General features: G+C 66.3%; 18 protein-coding genes. 4 read left to right on the top strand and 14 right to left on the bottom strand.

The window, feature by feature from the left end; translation table 11 throughout:
• Positions 1-165 precede the first annotated feature (165 nt).
• Both paaI and paaK read left to right on the top strand, forming a co-directional pair.
• Positions 166-567: a hydroxyphenylacetyl-CoA thioesterase PaaI gene (gene paaI / locus SR870_RS10670; RefSeq protein WP_322518247.1), complete on the top strand. Its 402-nt coding sequence runs from the start codon at positions 166-168 to the stop codon at positions 565-567.
• A gap of 14 nt (positions 568-581) precedes the next feature.
• On the top strand, positions 582-1916 hold the full coding sequence (gene paaK / locus SR870_RS10675; RefSeq protein WP_322517935.1) for a phenylacetate--CoA ligase PaaK: 1335 nt from the start codon (positions 582-584) through the stop codon (positions 1914-1916).
• A gap of 235 nt (positions 1917-2151) precedes the next feature.
• On the opposite strand, the gene paaE is transcribed toward paaK, so the two are convergent.
• From paaE to paaA, 5 genes are all read right to left on the bottom strand, one after another.
• Positions 2152-3240, bottom strand: a complete 1089-nt coding sequence (gene paaE, locus SR870_RS10680) for a 1,2-phenylacetyl-CoA epoxidase subunit PaaE (protein ID WP_322517936.1) — start codon at positions 3238-3240, stop codon at positions 2152-2154.
• Between the two features lie 8 nt (positions 3241-3248).
• On the bottom strand, positions 3249-3755 hold the full coding sequence (gene paaD / locus SR870_RS10685) for a 1,2-phenylacetyl-CoA epoxidase subunit PaaD (RefSeq protein ID WP_322517937.1): 507 nt from the start codon (positions 3753-3755) through the stop codon (positions 3249-3251).
• Entirely contained in the window at positions 3749-4525 is a 777-nt protein-coding gene (gene paaC / locus SR870_RS10690) for a 1,2-phenylacetyl-CoA epoxidase subunit PaaC (protein WP_322517938.1), read from the bottom strand. The genes paaD and paaC overlap by 7 nt, the downstream gene beginning before the upstream one ends.
• A 233-nt stretch (positions 4526-4758) precedes the next feature.
• Positions 4759-5046, bottom strand: a complete 288-nt coding sequence (gene paaB, locus SR870_RS10695; protein WP_322517939.1) for a 1,2-phenylacetyl-CoA epoxidase subunit PaaB — start codon at positions 5044-5046, stop codon at positions 4759-4761.
• A 172-nt stretch (positions 5047-5218) separates the two neighbouring features.
• A complete protein-coding gene (gene paaA, locus SR870_RS10700; RefSeq protein ID WP_322517940.1) occupies positions 5219-6202 on the bottom strand; it encodes a 1,2-phenylacetyl-CoA epoxidase subunit PaaA in 984 nt (327 codons plus the stop codon).
• Positions 6203-6353: 151 nt separating this feature from the next.
• Here paaA and SR870_RS10705 point away from each other — a divergent pair, with 151 nt between their 5' ends.
• Complete coding sequence (locus SR870_RS10705; RefSeq protein WP_322517941.1) at positions 6354-7034, top strand: TetR/AcrR family transcriptional regulator; 681 nt, start codon at positions 6354-6356, stop codon at positions 7032-7034.
• 248 nt (positions 7035-7282) lie between these two features.
• Here the strand turns inward: SR870_RS10705 and SR870_RS10710 are convergent, their stop codons facing one another.
• The 8 genes from SR870_RS10710 to SR870_RS10745 form a co-directional block, all read right to left on the bottom strand.
• Entirely contained in the window at positions 7283-7774 is a 492-nt protein-coding gene (locus tag SR870_RS10710) for a phasin (RefSeq protein WP_322517942.1), read from the bottom strand.
• A 236-nt stretch (positions 7775-8010) separates the two neighbouring features.
• Positions 8011-8343 (bottom strand): poly(R)-hydroxyalkanoic acid synthase subunit PhaE, encoded by a 333-nt coding sequence (locus SR870_RS10715; RefSeq protein WP_322517943.1) that lies wholly within the window; start codon positions 8341-8343, stop codon positions 8011-8013.
• A gap of 97 nt (positions 8344-8440) precedes the next feature.
• On the bottom strand, positions 8441-9235 hold the full coding sequence (locus tag SR870_RS10720) for an alpha/beta hydrolase (protein WP_322517944.1): 795 nt from the start codon (positions 9233-9235) through the stop codon (positions 8441-8443).
• A gap of 16 nt (positions 9236-9251) precedes the next feature.
• Positions 9252-9494, bottom strand: coding sequence for a DUF6489 family protein (locus SR870_RS10725; protein WP_011442526.1), 243 nt, complete (start codon positions 9492-9494; stop codon positions 9252-9254).
• A gap of 174 nt (positions 9495-9668) precedes the next feature.
• The gene (locus tag SR870_RS10730; RefSeq protein ID WP_322517945.1) at positions 9669-10922 is read right to left on the bottom strand and encodes an FAD-dependent oxidoreductase; all 1254 of its coding nucleotides are present in this window, start codon (positions 10920-10922) and stop codon (positions 9669-9671) included.
• A gap of 128 nt (positions 10923-11050) precedes the next feature.
• On the bottom strand, positions 11051-14158 hold the full coding sequence (locus tag SR870_RS10735; protein ID WP_322517946.1) for a MexW/MexI family multidrug efflux RND transporter permease subunit: 3108 nt from the start codon (positions 14156-14158) through the stop codon (positions 11051-11053).
• A 145-nt stretch (positions 14159-14303) separates the two neighbouring features.
• Positions 14304-15497: an efflux RND transporter periplasmic adaptor subunit gene (locus SR870_RS10740; RefSeq protein ID WP_322517947.1), complete on the bottom strand. Its 1194-nt coding sequence runs from the start codon at positions 15495-15497 to the stop codon at positions 14304-14306.
• Positions 15498-16199: a TetR/AcrR family transcriptional regulator gene (locus SR870_RS10745; protein ID WP_322517948.1), complete on the bottom strand. Its 702-nt coding sequence runs from the start codon at positions 16197-16199 to the stop codon at positions 15498-15500.
• Positions 16200-16429: 230 nt separating this feature from the next.
• Here SR870_RS10745 and SR870_RS10750 point away from each other — a divergent pair, with 230 nt between their 5' ends.
• On the top strand, positions 16430-17656 hold the full coding sequence (locus SR870_RS10750) for a cytochrome P450 (RefSeq protein ID WP_322517949.1): 1227 nt from the start codon (positions 16430-16432) through the stop codon (positions 17654-17656).
• Here SR870_RS10750 and SR870_RS10755 read toward each other — a convergent pair whose 3' ends face one another.
• Positions 17657-18535 carry a VOC family protein gene (locus tag SR870_RS10755; RefSeq protein WP_322518248.1) on the bottom strand — a complete coding sequence of 293 codons (879 nt, stop codon included), beginning with the start codon at positions 18533-18535 and terminating at the stop codon, positions 17657-17659. It lies immediately after the preceding gene.
• Positions 18536-18553: the final 18 nt, after the last annotated feature.

The following is an 18553-nucleotide window of genomic DNA, read 5'->3' on the forward strand; positions in this document are numbered from 1 at the left end:
GAAGATTGGGGAGAGAAACGTGAAGGACGACCTGATCGGCGGTCGCGGGCCGCGGCGCATCGCGGCGCCGGCTGGTTGCTGCGGAGTCGCGCGGTGACCGCAGCGCCCTCTCCCGCCCCGGCCGAATTGTCCCCCGACGACCTCGCGCGCGCCTGCGCGGACGCGATGTGGGCCAACGATCATGCCAGCAAGGCGCTCGGCATGGAGATCGTCGAGATCGGCCCGGGCTTCGCGACGCTGGCGATGACGATCACCACCGAGATGGTCAACGGCCACGGCATCGCCCATGGCGGCTTCATCTTCACGCTGGCCGACTCCGCCTTCGCCTATGCGTGCAACTCGCGCAACGAGAACACCGTGGCGGCGCAAGGCCAGATCAGCTTCATCCGGCCGAGCAAGCTCGGCGCGAAGCTGACCGCGAGCGCGCGCGAAATCACCCGCGCCGGACGCTCCGGCATCTACGACGTGCGCGTCAGTTCGGCCGGCACCGTGATCGCCGAATTCCGCGGCCATTCGCGCGCCATCGGCGGAACGCTGGTGCCGCCGCAATCCCCCGATCAACGCTGAGAGAGGATAGAGCGATGGCCGCGAGCATCCATCAGTTGAGAGCGTCTTCCGGCTACAGCGCCGAACTCGACGAGGCCGAACGCGCCTCGCGGGACGAGATCACGGCATTGCAGACCAGGCGGCTGGCCTGGACGCTCAAGCACGCATACGACAACGTCGCGCATTACAAGACTGCGTTCGACCGCGCCGGCGTGCACCCGTCCGACTTCCGCGACCTCGGCGATCTGTCGAAATTTCCGCTGACGTCGAAGACCGATTTGCGTGACAACTACCCGTTCAGCATGTTCGCGGTGCCGCGTGAACAATTGGCCCGCGTCCACGCCTCGTCGGGCACCACCGGCAAGCCGATCGTGGTCGGCTACACGCTGAAGGACATCGACAGCTGGGCCACCGTGATGGCGCGCTCGCTGCGCGCCGCCGGCGCGCGGCGCGGCATGATCCTGCACAATGCCTATGGCTACGGCCTGTTCACCGGCGGGCTCGGCGCGCATTATGGCGGCGAGAAGCTGGGCTGCACCGTGGTCCCGGTCTCCGGCGGCATGACCGAGCGCCAGGTGCAACTGATCAACGATTTCAAGCCCGACATCATCACCGTGACGCCGAGCTACATGCTGGCGATCCTCGACGAGTTCAAGCGGCAGGGGCTCGACCCGCGCGGATCGTCGCTGAGATACGGCGTGTTCGGCGCCGAGCCCTGGACCAACGCGATGCGCGCCGAGATCGAGCAGGCGTTCGATATGGACGCGACCGACATCTATGGGCTGTCCGAAGTGATCGGCCCCGGCGTCGCGCAGGAATGCGTCGAGACCAAGGACGGGCTGCACATCTGGGAGGATCACTTCTATCCCGAAGTGATCGATCCCGCGACCGGCGCGGTGCTGCCCGACGGCCAACAGGGCGAGCTGGTGTTCACCTCGCTGACCAAGGAAGCCTTCCCGGTGATCCGCTATCGCACCCGCGATCTGACGCGGCTGCTGCCGGGCACCGCGCGGCCCGGGATGCGGCGGATGGAGAAGATCACCGGCCGCTCCGACGACATGATCATCCTGCGCGGCGTCAACGTGTTTCCGACCCAGATCGAGGAAGTGCTGCTCGGCACCGACTGGTGCGGCGGCCACTTCATCATCGAGCTGACCCGCGACGGCCGGATGGACGAGATGACGGTGCTGGCCGAAGCCCGCCCGGAAAGCTGGGACGGCGCCGGCCTCGTGCCGCACGCCGAACGCGTCGCGCACCTGATCAAGAACACCATCGGGATCTCGACCACCATCAAAGTCGTGCCGCCCGACACGCTGGAGCGTTCGCTCGGCAAGGCCAGGCGGGTGTTCGACAAGCGGCCGAAGTCATAGCCAAGAAAGAGCAGTCATTCCGGGGCGCTCGCACAGCGAGCGAACCCGGAATCCCGCAGTGCGGGTTTCAGATTCCGGGTTCGCCGCTGCGCGGCGCCCCGGAATGACGAACTCTCAACGTCGTTGCGAGGAGCGAAGCGACAAAGCAATCCAGGGTCGCAGCATGCGGTGCTCTGGATCGCGTCGCCTTCGGCTCGCAATGACGGCGGAAACGGAGCGGTCTCGCGACGCCACGCTACAAATGGTCGTAATCCACCACCACGCGCGCTGACGTCGGCTTGGCCTGGCACGTCAGGATGAACCCGGCCTGCAGCTCCCACGGCTCCAGCGAGTAGTTCAGCTCCATCGGGGCCTCGCCTTCGACCAGCTTGGCCCGGCAGGTGGAGCACATGCCGCCCTTGCAGGCGAAGGGAAGATCGACGCCGGCGCGCAGCGCCGCGTCGAGGATCGCTTCGCCCTCGGCCACCGGCACTTCGCGGCGCTTGCCGTCGATGATCAGCGCCGCGATCGCCTTGGGCGGGGCGCCCGGCGCGACCACCGCCTTGGGTCGCGGCTTGCCGCCCAATCCGGAAACGAAACGCTCGACATGGATGCGCGCCTCGGCGATGCCGAGTTCGCGGCAGGCCGCCTCGACGTCGTCGCTCATCCCGGTCGGACCGCAGACGAAGACGTGATCGACCGACGCCGCCGGCAGCATCGCGGTCAGCAGCAGCCGCACCTTGTCGCGATCGAGCCGGCCCTGCATCACCGGCACGTCCTGCTCCTCCTGAGACAGCACGTGGAACACCGCGAAGCGCTGCAGGTAACGATCCTTCAGCGTCTCCAGCGTATCGCGAAACAGGATCTGATCGGTGCTGCGGTTGCCGTAGAACAGGAAGAACCGGCTGTCGGGCTCGCGCGCCAGCACGGCCTTGATGAGCGACAGGATCGGCGTGATGCCGGAGCCTGCGGCGAAGCCGACATAGGTCCGCACCTCATCGACCGCATGCGCGACCCCGAAGCGGCCGGTCGGCGTCATCACATCGAGCGTGTCGCCGGCCTTCAGTTCCTCGGTCGCCCACACCGAGAACGCGCCGCCGTCGATCTTCTTCACCGCGATCCTGAGTTCGCCGTCGTCGGGGCCGGAACAGATCGAATAGGAGCGCCGCACCTCCTCGCCGTCCATCGTGGTGCGCAGCGTCAGATACTGCCCGGGCGCGAAGCGATACGCGTCGGCCAGATCCGGCGGGACGGTGAAGCTCAGCGAGATCGCGTCGCGGCCCTCGCGGCGCAGATCGCGGATCACCAGCGGATGGAAGCGCGGAATGGTGGCGGAGATGTTCATGGCGGCGCTCAATGGCACTTGAAGTAATCGAACGGCTCGCGGCAGCTCTTGCAGCGCCACAGCGCCTTGCAGGAGGTCGAGCCGAATTCGGACAGTTGCTCGGTGTCGATCGAACCGCATTGCGGACAGGCGATTTCCGACGGCGCGCCGAACAACGCGCGGCGGCCGGTCGCGGCCTGCGGCGGCGCGATGCCGTAGTCTTTCAGCTTGGCGCGGCCTTCCGCGCTCATCCACTCGGTGGTCCAGGCCGGCGCCAGCACGGTCTTGACGCGGGCATCGCTGATGCCGGCGCGGGCCAGCGCCAGTTCGATCTCCAGCGTGATCATGTTCATCGCCGGGCAGCCCGAATAGGTCGGGGTGATCGCGACCTCGACGCGGCCGTCGTTGACGCTGATGTCGCGCAGCACGCCGAGATCGGCGATGGTGAGGACGGGAATCTCCGGGTCGACCACGGTGGCGGCCGCATCCCAGGCGCGGGCGCGCAGCTCGGAATCGCTGGTGGCGCGCGTCACCATGTCTGGCCCGGATAGGTCCGCTGCATGTGTTGCAGTTCGGCGAGCAGATGGCCGAGATGCTCGCTGTGCCGGCCGCTGCGACCGCCGCGCTGCACCCACGTGCCGCTCGGCAGCGTCAAGGTCGCTTCGCCCAGCACGGCGGCGATCGTGCCCTGCCAGGTGTCGCGCAGGCTCGCGGGATCGATCGCGACGCCGGCCTCGATCAACCGCCGCTCGCTGTCGTCGGCGTCGAACAGTTCGCCGGTGAACGGCAACAGCGCGTCGATCGCGTCCTGCGCGCGGCGATGGCTTTCGTCGGTGCCGTCGCCGATCCGGATCATCCATTCGGCGGCGTGGCGGAGGTGATAGGCGCTTTCCTTCTCGGACTTGGCGGCGATCGCCGCGAGCGTCGCATCGCGCGAGCCCATCATCGCCCGCCAATACGGATCGGCAAACGCCGAATAGAACAATTGCCGCGCGATGGTGCGGGCGAAATCGCCGTTCGGCTGCTCGACCAGCAGCAGGTTCTGATACTGCCGTTCCTCGCGCAGATAAGCGAGCTGGTCCTCGTCGCGGCCCTCGCCCTCGACGGCTCCGGCATAGCTGTAGAGTTCGCGCGCCTGGCCGATCAGGTCGAGCGCGACGTTCGACAGCGCCATGTCCTCTTCCAGCATCGGCGCGTGCCCGCACCATTCCGACAGCCGATGCCCGAGGATCAGCGCGTCGTCGGCGCGGCGCAGCGCGTAGGTGAACAGCGGGGTGTCGGTGATGGTGATCGAAGCGGCGGGCATGTCTGATCAACGTCCTTTTGGCGCAACGATGCATCGCCGCGCGGCGGGCGGTCTCCCTCTCCCCGCGTGCGGGGAGAGGGTCGGGGTGAGGGGGCGTCTCCGCGAGTCGCAGCGGCTCGGCCGCTGGGAGACGCCCCCTCACCCGGATTGCTGCGCAATCCGACCTCTCCCCGCGCGCGGGGAAAGGTTAGTTCGTGCTCGGCGCCGATGTCTCAGAAAGCCACGGCGGCGAACTACATATGCCCGACTTCGTCCGGCACCTCGTAGAACGTCGGATGACGATAGATCTTGCTCTCGGCCGGCTCGAACATCATCCCGGCTTCGGCGGGATCGCTCGCCGTGATCGCGCTCGACGGCACTACCCAGATCGACAGGCCCTCGCCGCGGCGGGTGTAGACGTCGCGGGCGGCTTGCAGCGCCAGCGTGGCGTCGGCGGCGTGCAGCGAACCGACATGCTTGTGCGCGAGGCCATTGCGGCTGCGGATGAAGACTTCCCACAGCGCCGTATTCGGCGTGGTCATATGTCGTTCCCTCCTCGTGTCCCTCTCCCCGCCTGCGGGAAGAGGTCGGTGCGAGGGGGCGTCTCCGCGAGTCTCGACTTCTCGGCTGCGTCGATACGCCCCCTCACCCGGATTGCTGCGCAATCCGACCTCTCCCCGCGCGCGGGGAGAGGTTTCAACTCAGTCCGGCGTTCTACGCCGCCAGTTTCTTCTTGCGCTTCTCGGCGAAGGCGACGGCCGCTTCACGCACCCAGGCGCCGTCGTCATGCGCCTTGCGGCGCGCCGCCAGCCGATCGCGGTTGCACGGGCCGTTGCCGGCCAGCACCTGCTTGAATTCGTCCCAGTCGATCGTGCCGTAGTCCCAGTGACCGGTTTCGTCGTTCTTCTTCAGATCGGCATCGGGAATCGTCAGGCCCAGATAGTGCGCCTGCGGCACGGTGGCATCGACGAATTTCTGGCGCAGCTCGTCGTTGGAGAAGCGCTTGATTTTCCACTTGGTCGAGGTGTCGCTGTGCTGGCTCGCCTGATCGGGCGGGCCGAACATCATCAGACACGGCCACCACCAGCGGTCGAGTGCGTCCTGCGCCATCGCCTTCTGCTCGGCCGAGCCCTTCGCCAGCGTCAGCATGATCTCGTAGCCCTGGCGCTGGTGGAACGACTCCTCCTTGCAGACGCGGATCATCGCGCGCGCATAGGGGCCGTAGGAGCAGCGGCACAGCGGAATCTGGTTCATGATCGCGGCGCCGTCGACCAGCCAGCCGATCGCGCCGATATCCGCCCAGGTCAGCGTCGGGTAGTTGAAGATCGACGAGTACTTCGCCTTGCCGCTCAGCATCTGGTCGACCAGTTCCTCGCGCGAGGCGCCGAGCGTCTCGGCGGCGGCGTAGAGATACAGCCCGTGGCCGCATTCGTCCTGCACCTTGGCGAGCAACGCCGCCTTGCGGCGCAGCGTCGGCGCGCGGGTGATCCAGTTGCCTTCCGGCAGCATGCCGACGATCTCGGAATGGGCGTGTTGGGAGATCTGCCGCGTCAGCGTCTTGCGATAGGCGGCCGGCATCCAGTCGTTGGGCTCGATCCGTTCTTCGGCGTCGATCCGCGCCTGGAACCGCGCGGCGCGGCCGGCGTCCTCGAGATTGCGATCGTCGGCTTCGGTGGTGTTGAGGGCCTGGGTGTACATGGCGTGGCCTCGGCGTTTCCTCGCAGGCTCGGGCGCGCGGCCCGGCCTTGTTGGAAATATAATTGACCAATTGGACGGTCAATGCAAGTGTCGGAACCAGTCATCCGCGGTTCGTGTCGGGCGTGCCGCGCCAAGCAGGATGTTGCATCGCATGGCTCGCACGCGAGCGAACGACTACGACCAGAAACGCCGCGGCATCCTCGGCCGTTCCGCAAAACTGTTCGCCGAGCACGGCTACACCGGAACCTCGATCACCATGATCGCGGAGGCTTGCGGCGTCTCCAAGGCGCTGATGTATCACTACTACCGCTCCAAGGACGCGGTTCTGTTCGACCTGCTCGCGGATCATCTGCAGCATCTCGTCGGCGTGGTCGAAGCCGCGGCGCAGTCCGAGGGCGACGCCGGCGAGCGGCTGTTTGCGATTTCGGCGGCGCTGCTGGAAGCCTATCGCGGCGCCGACGCCGAGCATCAGGTGCAGATCTCGAGTTTGAAGTTGCTGCCGCCCGAACAGCAGGAGCAATTGAAGACGCTGGAGCGCAAGCTGGTCAGCCTGATGTCGGACGCGATCAGCGCGGCGATCCCGGCGGTCGCCGCCACGCCGCATCTGCTGAAGCCGCTGACGATGTCGCTGTTCGGGATGCTGAACTGGCACTATCTGTGGTTCCGCGAAGGCAAGGGACTGAGCCGCGAGACCTATGCGAAGATGGTGACGACGCTGATGGTCGCCGGCGCCGAACAGGCGATGGACGCGATCACGGACGACGGCGCCAAGCCCGAGCGCACAGCGTCGCGCAAGAAGAACGAGCGCCCGGCAGTGGCGCGGCGGGCTTAGCAACCGTCATTCCGGGGCGCCGCGCAGCGGCGAACCCGGAATCCCGCAGTTCAGGCCCCCTCGACATCCGAGTCACTGCGCCACATTTTCGACGTCCGGAATGCAGAACAGCTCGGGGTTCCGGGTTCGCGCGCGCTGCGCGCGCCCCGGAACGACGGGATGTGTCCCGCCCAAAAAGAAAGGCCCGCTTGCGCGGGCCGAGAATTCATTGGTCAGCAGTCGTAACGCGCTCTCGATCGATCGCCCGATCAGAGCGGCTTGCTGAAGGTCTTGGTCAGGTTGTCCTGCGCCGATTTGGTGCTGTCGGCCACGAGCTTGCCGAGATATTCGGTGGTCGACTTGGCGCGCGACATCAGGACTTCGCCGTGCGAGCGGACGAGATCGGACTGGATCTGCACCGCTTCGTTCAGCGACTTCGCCGACGCCATCTTGTCGATGCCGGAGAAGAACGCCTGGGTGTCGGCATAGATCGCCTGCTGGATGTTGCGGCTGATCTTGGCGGCTTCGCTGACCGAATGGCTGACGGCCTCTTCGATCGCGGAGGTGACCTTCTCCGAGCCCGCCTGGAAGTCGGCGGCCTTTTCCTTCGCGGTGCCGGCCGCGCGCTTGACGAAGTCGCGGGTCGCTTCCGGAACTTCCAGATTCTGGAAATTCTTGAACGCGTCGCCGACCGGCGCGAACGCCTGCTTGACGTTGTCGAACGCGGCCTGGTGAGTCTCGGTATAATTCTGGTCGGTCATCGGGTGTCTCCATCCTCGGTGGTTGAGCTATGGTCCTGCCCGTCCGGTTGCGGCCCGGGCAGCCGCAATATGGCACAACCTATGTTGCGTTGCAACAAAATGTTGCACTGCAACAAGCCTGACATCGATTAAGTAATTGAAACTACTAGTGAAAATTTCGCCTTGATCGTGATTAACGCGTGCGGTTCCAGGCCACGTCGATCTGGAGTTGCAGACCGATCCGACACCGATCGGCACTATTTCGCGTGCGGCGGCTTCGGCGTGGCAGCGGTGTTGCGGCCCTGATTGATCGCCGTGGTGAGCTGATCGAGCCGCGCTTCGATCGCGGACAAGCGCGCGCCGAAGTCGTCCATCTGCGCCCGCGTCGGCAGGTTGAGACCGGCGAGATATTTTTCCACCATCTCGCCGAATTGTTTCTGCGCCTCCGCCGTGGCGCCGCCGACCTGACCGACCGCCTTGGCGATTTCCGGCGACGCCATCGCCTGACTGGCGAGCGTCGTGAACCCCTTGCTCATCTCGCCGAACATCGCCTGCCATGCCGCGGCCGGGTCGTTGTCCTTGTCGGCCATTGTCTTCTCCTCGTTGGGCTGCCACGCTCGCCCGGACGTCGAGCAGATAGCGATCGCGCGCTGTCCGATCAATCCGGACATCCGAACGTTTGCCCCCTCATGCCTCGGGCGATCGCGCCGCATAGGCCAGCGCGAATGGCCCCGAGCGATCGAACGGCACGAATGCGCCCTCCGGCTGCGCCAGCCGGTCGGCGATCGCCCACAACACCGCGGCATTGACGGTGAGCCCGATATGGCTCGCGAGCAGCACCTCGATGTTCTCGGCGGTCGGCGACGGCCGCAGCAGCGAGGTGCGCCAGTTCACGATGCCGTCGGTGCGCGAATAGATCGACGTCGTCGGCACCGGCATGTCGCCCGCGAGCGTCTTCAGGTCGTCGAGCCTGATCTCGTCGAGGTCCTCGCCCGACAGCCGCTCGTAGACCCGCCGCGCATTGGTGGCGGTGATGTCGCCGGAGAACGGGCTGCCGAGCGTGACGATGCCGCGGATCGTCTCCGGCGCATGCAGCGCCAGGTCGCGGGCATAGACGCCGCCGAGGCTCCACCCGACCACGCTGACCTTGCGGCCGGACGCTTCGTGGATCGAGGTCAGGCGCCGGCGCAGCCGGTCGCGCATCCGGTAGACGCCGCCGAAATTGCGACCGAGCTCCCAGGCGAACGGCTGATAGCCGAGCGCGCGCAGATAGCGCCGCAGCGGCGCGGTCGACAGATCGCTGGCGAGCAGCCCCGGCAGCACCAGCACCGGATGGCCGTCGCCCTTCGGCGCCTGCAGCAGCAGCGGCGACAGCAGGATGCTGGCGTTGAATTCGAGCAGGCTGCGCGCCTCCGCCAGCAGCAGCGCGAGGCTCGGCGGACGCAGACGATGCTGAGGGGTCGCGCGGTCGACGGCCGCCATCCAACCTCCTGTCGGTTTACTTCTTGTTTCCGCCCAGGCCCGCCATGGTCACGAACATATCCTGGAAGCGCTCGGCGATCTTCGGATCGAAGGTGAACCAGCTCTGCATCAACGCCTCCGGCGACACCTTGTCGATGTTCGACAGCATCTGCTGCTGCAGCCTGTCCATCACCGCGGTCTGCATCGGCTGCACGTTGGGCAGGCCGAAGAACGCGCGCGCTTCCTCGGGGGTGCAATCGATCTCGACGTTGACTTTCATGGCGGCTCCGGATTCCTGCAGTGGTGCGTCGTGTCGATGCGAACCGGTCTCCAATTCACATCACCACGCGAAGGGGCGGCTCAGCAACGCCCGGCGGAGCATCCTGAACACTGCCGCCAGTATCGCCGCGAGACGCAGCGCGATGCAAGCGATCCGAGGTGTGGCACGTGCGCCTCAACCGAAACGTTCGGCGGCGAACGGCGCCGGATCGGCGAACGGCTCCTCGCCGGTCATCATCTCGGCCAACAGCCGCCCGGTGACCGGACCGAGCGTCAGCCCGTGATGCTGATGCCCGAAATCGAACCACAGCCCGGGGTGACGCGGCGCCCGGCCGATCACCGGCAGCATGTCCGGCAGGCATGGCCGCGCGCCCATCCAGGGCTGCTGCTCGATCACATCGCCGAGCGGAAACAGATCGCGCGCCATTGCGCGGGTGCGATCGATCTGCACATGCGACGGCGGCGCATCGCGGCGGGCGAACTCCGCGCCGGTGGTGAGCCGGATGCCGCGATTCATCGGCGCCAGCAAATAACCGCGATCGGCATCGAGAATCGGATGCTGCAGCACCGCGTTGCCGCGCGCCGCGAAATGCTGGTGATAGCCGCGCTTGACGCCGAGCGGAATGCGATAGCCGAGCGGCCTGAACACCAGATCCGACCACGGCCCCAGCGCCACCACCACCTCGCGTGCGGTGACCACGCCATCGTCGGTGGTGATCCGCCAGCCGCCGCCGTGCTGCTGCAGCGTGCGCGCGTCGCCGCGGGCGAACCGGCCGCCCTTGCGCGTGAACAGCGCCGCATAGGCCTTCACCAGCGCGCCGGGATCGGGCACGAAGCCGGGCTCCAGCCAATGGATCGCGCCGGCAAATCTGCCCATCAGGTTCGGTTCGCGCGCCGCGATCGAGGCGTCGTCGAGCACGTCGGCGGTGACGCCGAACTGCTTCACGCGGTCGAGCTCGGCGACGTTTTTGCTCAGGGAGGATTCGGAGCGAAACAGCTTGATCCAGCCGGTCTTGCGCAACAGTTCGGGCACGCCGGCCTCGGCGATCAGGAGTTCATGCTCGGCGAGGCTCTGCCGGATCAGCGGCAGCGCGGCGCGCGCGGTGCGCGCCGCGCCTTCCGGCGACGAGGCCTGAAAATAGCGCAGCAGCCAGGGCAGGAATTCAGGCAGGCCGGACAACTGGTAGTGCACGTCCGCCGAGCCGTTGAAGGCGTAGCGCAGCAGATGCGCCAGATCCCGCGGGAACATATAGGGGAGCACCGAGGCGACCTCGATCAGCCCGGCATTGCCGTAGCTGGTCTCGTCACCCGCCGCGGCGTTGCGATCGACCAGCACGACGTCGCGGCCGCGTCGCTGCAGATGCAGCGCGGCGCCGACGCCCACGATCCCGGCGCCGAGCACCAGAACATCCGTCTCGTCCTGCTTCATGGATCATCAGGTAAGGGCCGCGCGACGATTCCGCAAACGGCCACGGCGATCGGCGCGGCGCCCGCCATGAAAAATGGCGGACCGTTGCCGGTCCGCCATGTTTCGACGCGCGTCGAGACGCAGCAGGTTCAGGTCGGCTTCAGCGACGGCGAGGCCTGCTCCATCTCGTAATCCTCGATCTGCTTGGCGCGCTCGGACTCCGACGCCGCACGGTGATCGGTGCCGATCGCGACATAGACGGCCGGCAGCACGAACAGCGTGAACAGCGTGCCGATCAACATGCCGGACACCACCACGAGGCCGATCGAGAACCGGCTCGCGGCGCCGGCGCCCGACGCGCTCAGCAGCGGCAGCAGGCCGGTGACCATCGCGGCGGTGGTCATCAGGATCGGCCGCAGCCGGACCCGCGCCGCCATCTCCATCGCGGAACGCTTGTCGAGCCCTTCCTTGAGCTGCAGCTCGCGGGCGAACTCGACCATCAGAATGCCGTGCTTGCTGATCAGGCCGACCAGCGTCAGCAGCCCGACCTGGGTGTAGATGTTGATCGTCGCCACGCCGAAGAACAGCGGGATCAACGCGCCCGAGATCGCCATCGGCACCGAGATCATGATCACCAGCGGATCGCGCAGGCTTTCGAACTGCGCGGCCAGCACCAGGAAGATGATGATCAGCGCGAAGCCGAAGGTGATGGCGAGCTGATTGCCCTCCTTCACGTATTGCCGCGCGTCGGCGAGATAATCGTGGTTGAAGCCGGAGGGCAGGTTTTTCGCCTGCTGCTCGAGGAAGTCCACCGCCTGCCCCACCGTGACGCCCGGCATCGGCACCGCCTGGAAGGTGGCGGAGTTGAGCTGGTTGAAATGCGTCAGCGCGTTCGGGTCGGTCGCGGTCTCGATCGACACCAGCGTCGACAGCGGCACCTGCTGCCCGGTGGCGCTCGGCACATAGTAGCCGTCGAGCGAATTCGGCGACAGCCGATCCGCGCGCGGCACCTGCGGGATGACCTGATACGACCGGCCTTCCAGGTTGAAGCGGTTGGTGTAGTTGCCGCCGAGCAGCGTCGCCAGCGTGCCGCCGATCTGCGACATGGTGATGCCGAGATCGTTGGCCTTGTTGCGGTCGATCTTCACCCGCACCACCGGCTGGTTGAAATCGAGATCGCTGTCGGCGACGATGAACAGACCGCTCTTGCGCGCCGCGTCCTTGAGCTTGACCATCTCCTCGTAGACCGCGCGGAAGCCGGTGGTGGAGTTGATCACCATCTGGATCGGCAGGCCGCCCGGACCGCCGGGCAGCGGCGGCAGGTTGAAGGCGAAGGCGTTGACGCCCTCGATCTTGCTGAGCTCGTTCTGCACCAGCGGCTTGAGCTTGATCGACGACCGCTCGCGCTCGTCCCACGGCTTCAGCAACATGCCGGCGATGCCGTTGTTCGGGCCCGACGTGCCGTTCAGGATGAAGCGCAGGTCGGTCTCCGGGAAGCCCGCGAACGCCTTGTCGAGCTTCTCTCCGTAGTAGTTGGAGTAGTCGATATTGGCGTATTTCGGCCCCTTGGTCACCGCGAACACGATGCCCTGGTCTTCCTCGGGCGCGAGCTCCTTGGCCGTATTCATGTACATGAAGCCGACCAGGCCGAGGATCACCAGCGCGAACATCCCGGTGATCGGCCGGTAGTCCAGCGAACGATCGAGCTGGCGTCCATACCAGCGCGTGGTGGCGCCGAACACGTTGTCGACCTTGCGGGCGAACCAGCCCTGGCTCTCCTGATGCTTCAGCAGCACCGAGCACATCATCGGCGACAGCGTCAGCGCGATGATGCCTGATACGATCACCGCGCCCGCGAGCGTGAAGGCGAATTCGCGGAACAGCGCGCCGGTGAGGCCGCCGAGGAAGCCGATCGGCGCGTACACCGCGGCCAGCGTGATGGTCATCGAGATCACCGGCCCGACGATCTCGCGGGCCCCGATCAGCGAGGCCTGGACGGGACTCTTGCCCTCCTCGAGATGTCGATGGATGTTCTCGACCACGACGATGGCGTCGTCGACCACGAGGCCGATCGCCAGCACCATCGCCAGCAGCGTCAGCAGATTGATACTGAAGCCCATCGCCAGCATCGCCGTGCAGACGCCGATCAGCGACAGCGGAATCGTCACCACCGGGATGATCACCGACCGGAACGAGGCGAGGAACAGGAAGATCACCACGATGACGATCCCCACCGCCTCGATCAGCGTCATCTCGACCTCGTCGATAGACGAGCGGATGAATTTGGTCGAATCGTAGGCGACCTTCATCTTCAGCGACGGCGGCAGATTGCGCTCGATATCCGGGAACAGCGCGCGCACACCCGAGACGATGTTGAGCGGGTTGCCCTGCGGCGTCGCCTGCACGCCGATGAAGATCGCGCGCTCGCCGGAGAACGCCACGCTGGAATCGGTACTCTGCGCGGCGAGCTCCACCGTGGCGACGTCCTGCAACCTGATGAAGCCGCCGTCCTTGGCCTTCACCGTCATCTGCTTGAACTGGTCGACGTTCTGCAGATCGGCGTTGGTACTGACGTTGGAGACCGTGAGATAGCCCTTGGTCTGACCCGCGGCCGCCTGGAAGTTGTTGGCGCGGATCGCTGCTGCGACGTCGTCGGGAGACACCCCGCGCCCGGCCATCCGTATCGGATCCAGCCAGATCCGCATCGCGAAGGTCTGGCCGCCGAGAATGTCGGCGGAGGCCACGCCTTCGACGGTGGACAGCACCGGCTGCACCACGCGCGTCAGATAGTCCGAGATCGCCGAGCCGGACAGCTCGTTGCTGGAGAAGCCGATATACATCACCGCCGTGGTCTCGCCGGTGGATTTGACGATGACCGGATCGTTGGCTTCGCGCGGGATCAGATATTTGACCGAATTGACCTTCGCCAGAACCTCGGTGAGCGCCTGGTTCGGATCGAAATTGAGCTTGACGTAGACCGTGATCAGGCTCTGGCCCTGGGTCGAGGACGAGGTGATGTAGTCGATGCCCTCGGCCGAGGCGACGGCCTGCTCGAGCGGGGTGGTGATGAAGCCCTGCATCAGGTCCGGCGAGGCGCCGGGATACACCGTGGTGACGGTGATCACGGTGTTCGACAGCTTGGGATACTGGCGGATCGGCAGCGTGGTCGCGGCCCTGAAGCCGATCAGCAGGATCAGCAGGCTGACCACCAGCGACAGCACCGGCCGCTTGATGAAGATATCGGTGAGGGCACCCATAGTGCGGTCGCTCCGTGACGCCCGCGTCTCGCGCATCCAGCGGCGCGAGGCGGCGAATTGTTCAGTTGCTACCGGACGGCGACGATCGCCGGCCGGACAGATTCGATGTCGGCGGGACGCGCCGATGCGCCGTCCCGCGCCTCGCTCAGTAGCGCGGCGGCGTTGCCGGAATCGGCGGCGGCGGGTCCTTGGAAATCGCCACCGCGGCGCCGGATTGCAGCTTGAGCTGGCCGACCGCGACGACGCGGTCGCCGGCCTTCAGACCGCTCTGGATCACGGCGCGGCCGTGGATCCGCTCCCCGGTGCGCACGAAGGTCCGCACCGCGCTGAGGCTGGTCTTGCCATCGTCGGCCTTCTCTTCCTTGATCAGGAACACGGAGTCGCCGTACAGCGTGTAGTCGACGGCGGTTTCCGGCACGGTGATCACCGCCGGCTTGTCCGGCAGCACCACCGTGGTGGTCGCGAACATGCCCGGCTTCAGGATGTGCTCGGGATTGTCCAGCGTGCCCTGCACCCGGATGTTGCGGGTTTCGGCGCTGATCTGCGGCTCGATCGTGGTGATCTTGCCTTCGAACACGCGGCCCGGATAGGCGTCGACCGTGACGCGCACCGCTTGCCCGACCTTCAAGGTGCCGCTGTCCTTCTCGGTCACGGTGAAGTTGGTGTAGACCCGCGACAGGTCGGTCAGCGTCACGATCTGGGTGCCGGCCGTGAGATATTGACCGACCTCGACGCGACGGACGCCGAGCACGCCGTCGAACGGCGCGCGCACCAGCTTCTGCGAGATCACCGCTTCGGTTCGCGCGATGCCGGCATTGGCCTGGTCGAACGACGCCTGGGCCTGATCGACCGTCGCCTGCGGTCCGAACTGCCGTGCGGCGAGCTGCTTGGCGCGGTCGAGCGAGAGCTCGGCGACCTTGACCTGCGCCCGGTAATTGGCGAGGTCGGCCTGCTCCGGCGCGTCGTAGAGCTGCAGCAGTTTTGCGCCCGCTTTGACCTCGGCACCTGGCGTGAACAGAATGTCGGTGATGCGTCCGTTGACGTCGGAGGTGACGTTGACCTGATGCACGGCGGCGAGATCGCCGACCGCGGTCAGCAGGTTCGGCACCACCTCGGACTTCGCCTCGGCGATCGAGACGTTGATCGGCGGCGGTTTGTTGTTGGCGAAGAACTGCGCGATCATGTGGCTGCGGAAGGCATTGAAGCCGACCAGCCCGCCCACCAGAATAGCCAGCAGCAACCCGATGATGATGAACCATCGGGTCATCCGCACCGGACGGGGGCGCGGCTTTTCAGGGGCCGACCGCGCAGCGGGCGGGGTTTCTGTCGCAAGCGTCATTTATGCACTCTCTGTCGTTTCCGCGCTCGTCTGCTCGGGCGATAGCTCGCGATCCAGATGGGCGGCAATTACGTCGTCGTTCAGTCCAATCCCACGCAAAATGTATTCACAGGTCTGCCGTTCGAGAGCGGCCGCCTCGCCGTAAGCGAGGCATGGCACCGCCGGCAGTCGTCCGAGCGCCATCGTCACCAGCGTATGATACGCGAACCAGAACAGGTTCATCGGCTCCTGCCCGATCCGCGTCGCCTCTCCGGCCGCTACCGCGCGATCGAGCGAAGCGGCGAATTTCGGTCCGATCAGCCCGGAGATCTTCTCGAACACCAGCCTGGCGAACTCGCCGTCGTCGAGCTGGCTCGTGACCAGAAGCCGTAGACGCTGCGCCTCCTCGCCGTCCGGCTGATCCGAAACATGCAAGAAATGCGCGACCATATTGCGAACGACGACGACCAGCGCTTCGGTCGACGGCGGCAGGTCGAGCAGGTGGACCAGCGCGGGGTCGGCCTCGCACTCTTCCGCCAGAATCTCGGCATACAGCACTGATTTGCTCGGAAAATGCTTGAACAGCAACCCTTCCGAGATCGACGCCGCCGTGGCGACGCTCTTGGTCGTGGTCCCCGCAAAGCCGTTTCGCGCAAAGCATCGCTTTGCGGCGCCAAGAATCAATTCTCGCCGCAAATCACGCGTCATTCGCAATGAGTTCATTTTCGTGAGTAGGCACTCACCTGCCGGATTGTCAATTGGGTTCGCTGCAATGCACAGAATCGTGAGCGTGGAAATCGCCTAAGATGCCCGTCTTTCAGGCCCGGTCGGGATTTGCCCGGGTCGGCCATTCCGCCCCGCGGTATCCCTCGAAGCCTCGTGCCCGCCGCCTCCGGCCAGCCGATATGCGCTTCGCCGGGAAACGCTCTATAAACAAGAAAAACGGGAATGACATGGAAATGCCCTCACGCGAACTGGCGGCGGAGTTCGAGCTCGAACGGCTGACGCCGGAGTTCTACGACAATCCCTACCCCACCTATCGCGCCCTGCAGACGCATCAGCCGGTCAAGCGGCTGCGCAACGGCGGGTACATCCTGACGCGCTATGACGATCTGGTGACGGTCTACAAGAACACCACGCTGTTCAGCTCCGACAAGAAGCGCGAATTCGCGCCGAAATACGGCGACTCGCTGCTGTTCGAGCACCACACCACGAGCCTGGTGTTCAACGACCCGCCGGCGCATACGCGAGTGCGGCGGCTGATCACGGGCGCGCTGTCGCCGCGCGCGATCGCCGGCATGCAGCCGGATCTGATCGCGCTGGTCGACCGCCTGCTCGACGCGATGGCAGTCAAAGACGGCGTCGATCTGATCGAGGATTTCGCCGCCGCGATCCCGATCGAGGTGATCGGCAATCTGCTCGGCGTGCCGCACGACGAACGCGGCCCGTTGCGCGACTGGTCGCTGGCGATTCTCGGCGCGCTGGAGCCGGTGATCGGGCCCGAGACGTTTGCGCGCGGCAATGATGCGGTTCGCGACTTCCTCGCTTATCTCGAAACCCTGATCGCGCGGCGCCGCGCCGAACCCGGCGATCCGGAGCATGACGTCCTGACCCGGCTGATCCAGGGCGACGACGGCACCGGCGAGAAACTGTCGGCCAAGGAGCTGCTGCACAACTGCATCTTCCTGCTCAACGCCGGACACGAGACCACCACCAATCTGATCGGCAACGGACTCGTGGCGCTCGCAGACAATCCTGCGGAGAAGCAGCGGCTGATCGGCCAGCCCGGCCTCGCCCGCACCGCGGTCGAGGAGATCCTGCGCTACGAGAGCTCGAACCAGCTCGGCAACCGCATCACCACCGCGGACGTCGAGATCGGCGGCGTGGCGATGCCGGCCAACACCTCGCTGACGCTGTGCATCGGCGCCGCCAATCGCGACCCGGCGCAATTTCCCGATCCCGACCGGTTCGATGTCGGACGAACGCCGAACCGGCACCTCGCTTTTGCCACGGGGCCGCATCAATGCGCCGGCATGGCGCTGGCGCGGCTCGAAGGCGTGATCGCGCTGACGCGATTTCTGGCGCGCTTCCCCAACTACGCGCTCGACGGCATCCCGTCGCGCGGCGGACGGGTGCGGTTTCGCGGCTATCTGCGCGTGCCGTGCCGGCTCGGCGGCTGACTACTTCGCCTCCGGCTGGACCAGCAGCGTGGGAATCCGGCAGGTCCCGCTGCGCACGGTGACGACACGCGTGCCGGGGCGGCGGCCGGCGCGCGGCTCCGTCACCGTGAGACCAGCGTCGATCAGGCGTGCGCGCGCGGCGTCGAGATCCTCGACACGCCAGCTAACGCCCCACAATTTGTCGTGCTCGGCATCGGAACCGGCGACGGGCCGGTGCACAACCTCGATATTCACGTCCCCGCAGCGGAAGAACATCAGCCGGCGCAACTCCTGCTGGGCCCGGTCGAGCGCCATGTCCAGCCCGAGCCTCGACCCGTACAGCGCCGCCGCGCGCTCGGGATCGGAGGTCGAGACGACGATATGATCGAGGCCGGTGACGGGGGCCGTCCCCGAAATGTCGGAGCGCGGGCGCTCGGCATCGAGCTCGAGAAAGAACAACCGCACGCCGCGGGTGACGCTGGTGGCGGCGCGGGTGCGCTTCCAGCTCAGGGTCGCGCCGGTCCGCGTATCGCGCCCCTCGACCGAGGCGACCGGATCCGGCTGCATCGCGAGACGACCGAGCCGGCGGTGCATCCGGCCGATATCCGAGACGCGAAAGCAGAGGCTCGCCAGCCCTTCACCCTGCAGATTGATGACGGCGCGGATGCGATCGGCAGTGCCGCCGGAGCCGGCCGGAGCCATCAGCTCGAGCGACATGTTGTCGAGCGTGAACAGAACGTTTTCCGAGCCGTCGCCGGTCGCGTGCCAGGCGGGTGCGCGCGCCAGCAGGGTCTGATATGTCGCGACCGCCGCGGGCAGGTCACCGACCAGAACGACGAGGTGATCGATCGCGGTGATCGCCGAACGCTCCTCCGGCGCTGCAGCCGGCACGATCGGCATGTCCTCGGGATTACGCTC

This window comes from Rhodopseudomonas palustris, assembly GCF_034479375.1.
Lineage (GTDB): Bacteria > Pseudomonadota > Alphaproteobacteria > Rhizobiales > Xanthobacteraceae > Rhodopseudomonas > Rhodopseudomonas palustris_M.

Coding starts and splice junctions, on each gene's coding strand:
- SR870_RS10755 (WP_322518248.1), bottom strand. CDS start 18,535: ATGCCGATCGTGCCGGCTGCAGCGCCGGAGGAGCGTTCGGCGATCACC.
- paaB (WP_322517939.1), bottom strand. CDS start 5,046: ATGACCACGCCGAATACGGCGCTGTGGGAAGTCTTCATCCGCAGCCGC.
- SR870_RS10735 (WP_322517946.1), bottom strand. CDS start 14,158: ATGGGTGCCCTCACCGATATCTTCATCAAGCGGCCGGTGCTGTCGCTG.
- paaD (WP_322517937.1), bottom strand. CDS start 3,755: ATGGTGACGCGCGCCACCAGCGATTCCGAGCTGCGCGCCCGCGCCTGG.
- SR870_RS10725 (WP_011442526.1), bottom strand. CDS start 9,494: ATGAAAGTCAACGTCGAGATCGATTGCACCCCCGAGGAAGCGCGCGCG.
- paaE (WP_322517936.1), bottom strand. CDS start 3,240: ATGAACATCTCCGCCACCATTCCGCGCTTCCATCCGCTGGTGATCCGC.
- SR870_RS10720 (WP_322517944.1), bottom strand. CDS start 9,235: ATGGCGGCCGTCGACCGCGCGACCCCTCAGCATCGTCTGCGTCCGCCG.
- paaA (WP_322517940.1), bottom strand. CDS start 6,202: ATGTACACCCAGGCCCTCAACACCACCGAAGCCGACGATCGCAATCTC.
- SR870_RS10745 (WP_322517948.1), bottom strand. CDS start 16,199: ATGAACTCATTGCGAATGACGCGTGATTTGCGGCGAGAATTGATTCTT.
- SR870_RS10715 (WP_322517943.1), bottom strand. CDS start 8,343: ATGGCCGACAAGGACAACGACCCGGCCGCGGCATGGCAGGCGATGTTC.
- paaK (WP_322517935.1), top strand. CDS start 582: ATGGCCGCGAGCATCCATCAGTTGAGAGCGTCTTCCGGCTACAGCGCC.
- paaC (WP_322517938.1), bottom strand. CDS start 4,525: ATGCCCGCCGCTTCGATCACCATCACCGACACCCCGCTGTTCACCTAC.
- paaI (WP_322518247.1), top strand. CDS start 166: ATGTGGGCCAACGATCATGCCAGCAAGGCGCTCGGCATGGAGATCGTC.
- SR870_RS10750 (WP_322517949.1), top strand. CDS start 16,430: ATGGAAATGCCCTCACGCGAACTGGCGGCGGAGTTCGAGCTCGAACGG.
- SR870_RS10740 (WP_322517947.1), bottom strand. CDS start 15,497: ATGACGCTTGCGACAGAAACCCCGCCCGCTGCGCGGTCGGCCCCTGAA.
- SR870_RS10710 (WP_322517942.1), bottom strand. CDS start 7,774: ATGACCGACCAGAATTATACCGAGACTCACCAGGCCGCGTTCGACAAC.
- SR870_RS10705 (WP_322517941.1), top strand. CDS start 6,354: ATGGCTCGCACGCGAGCGAACGACTACGACCAGAAACGCCGCGGCATC.
- SR870_RS10730 (WP_322517945.1), bottom strand. CDS start 10,922: ATGAAGCAGGACGAGACGGATGTTCTGGTGCTCGGCGCCGGGATCGTG.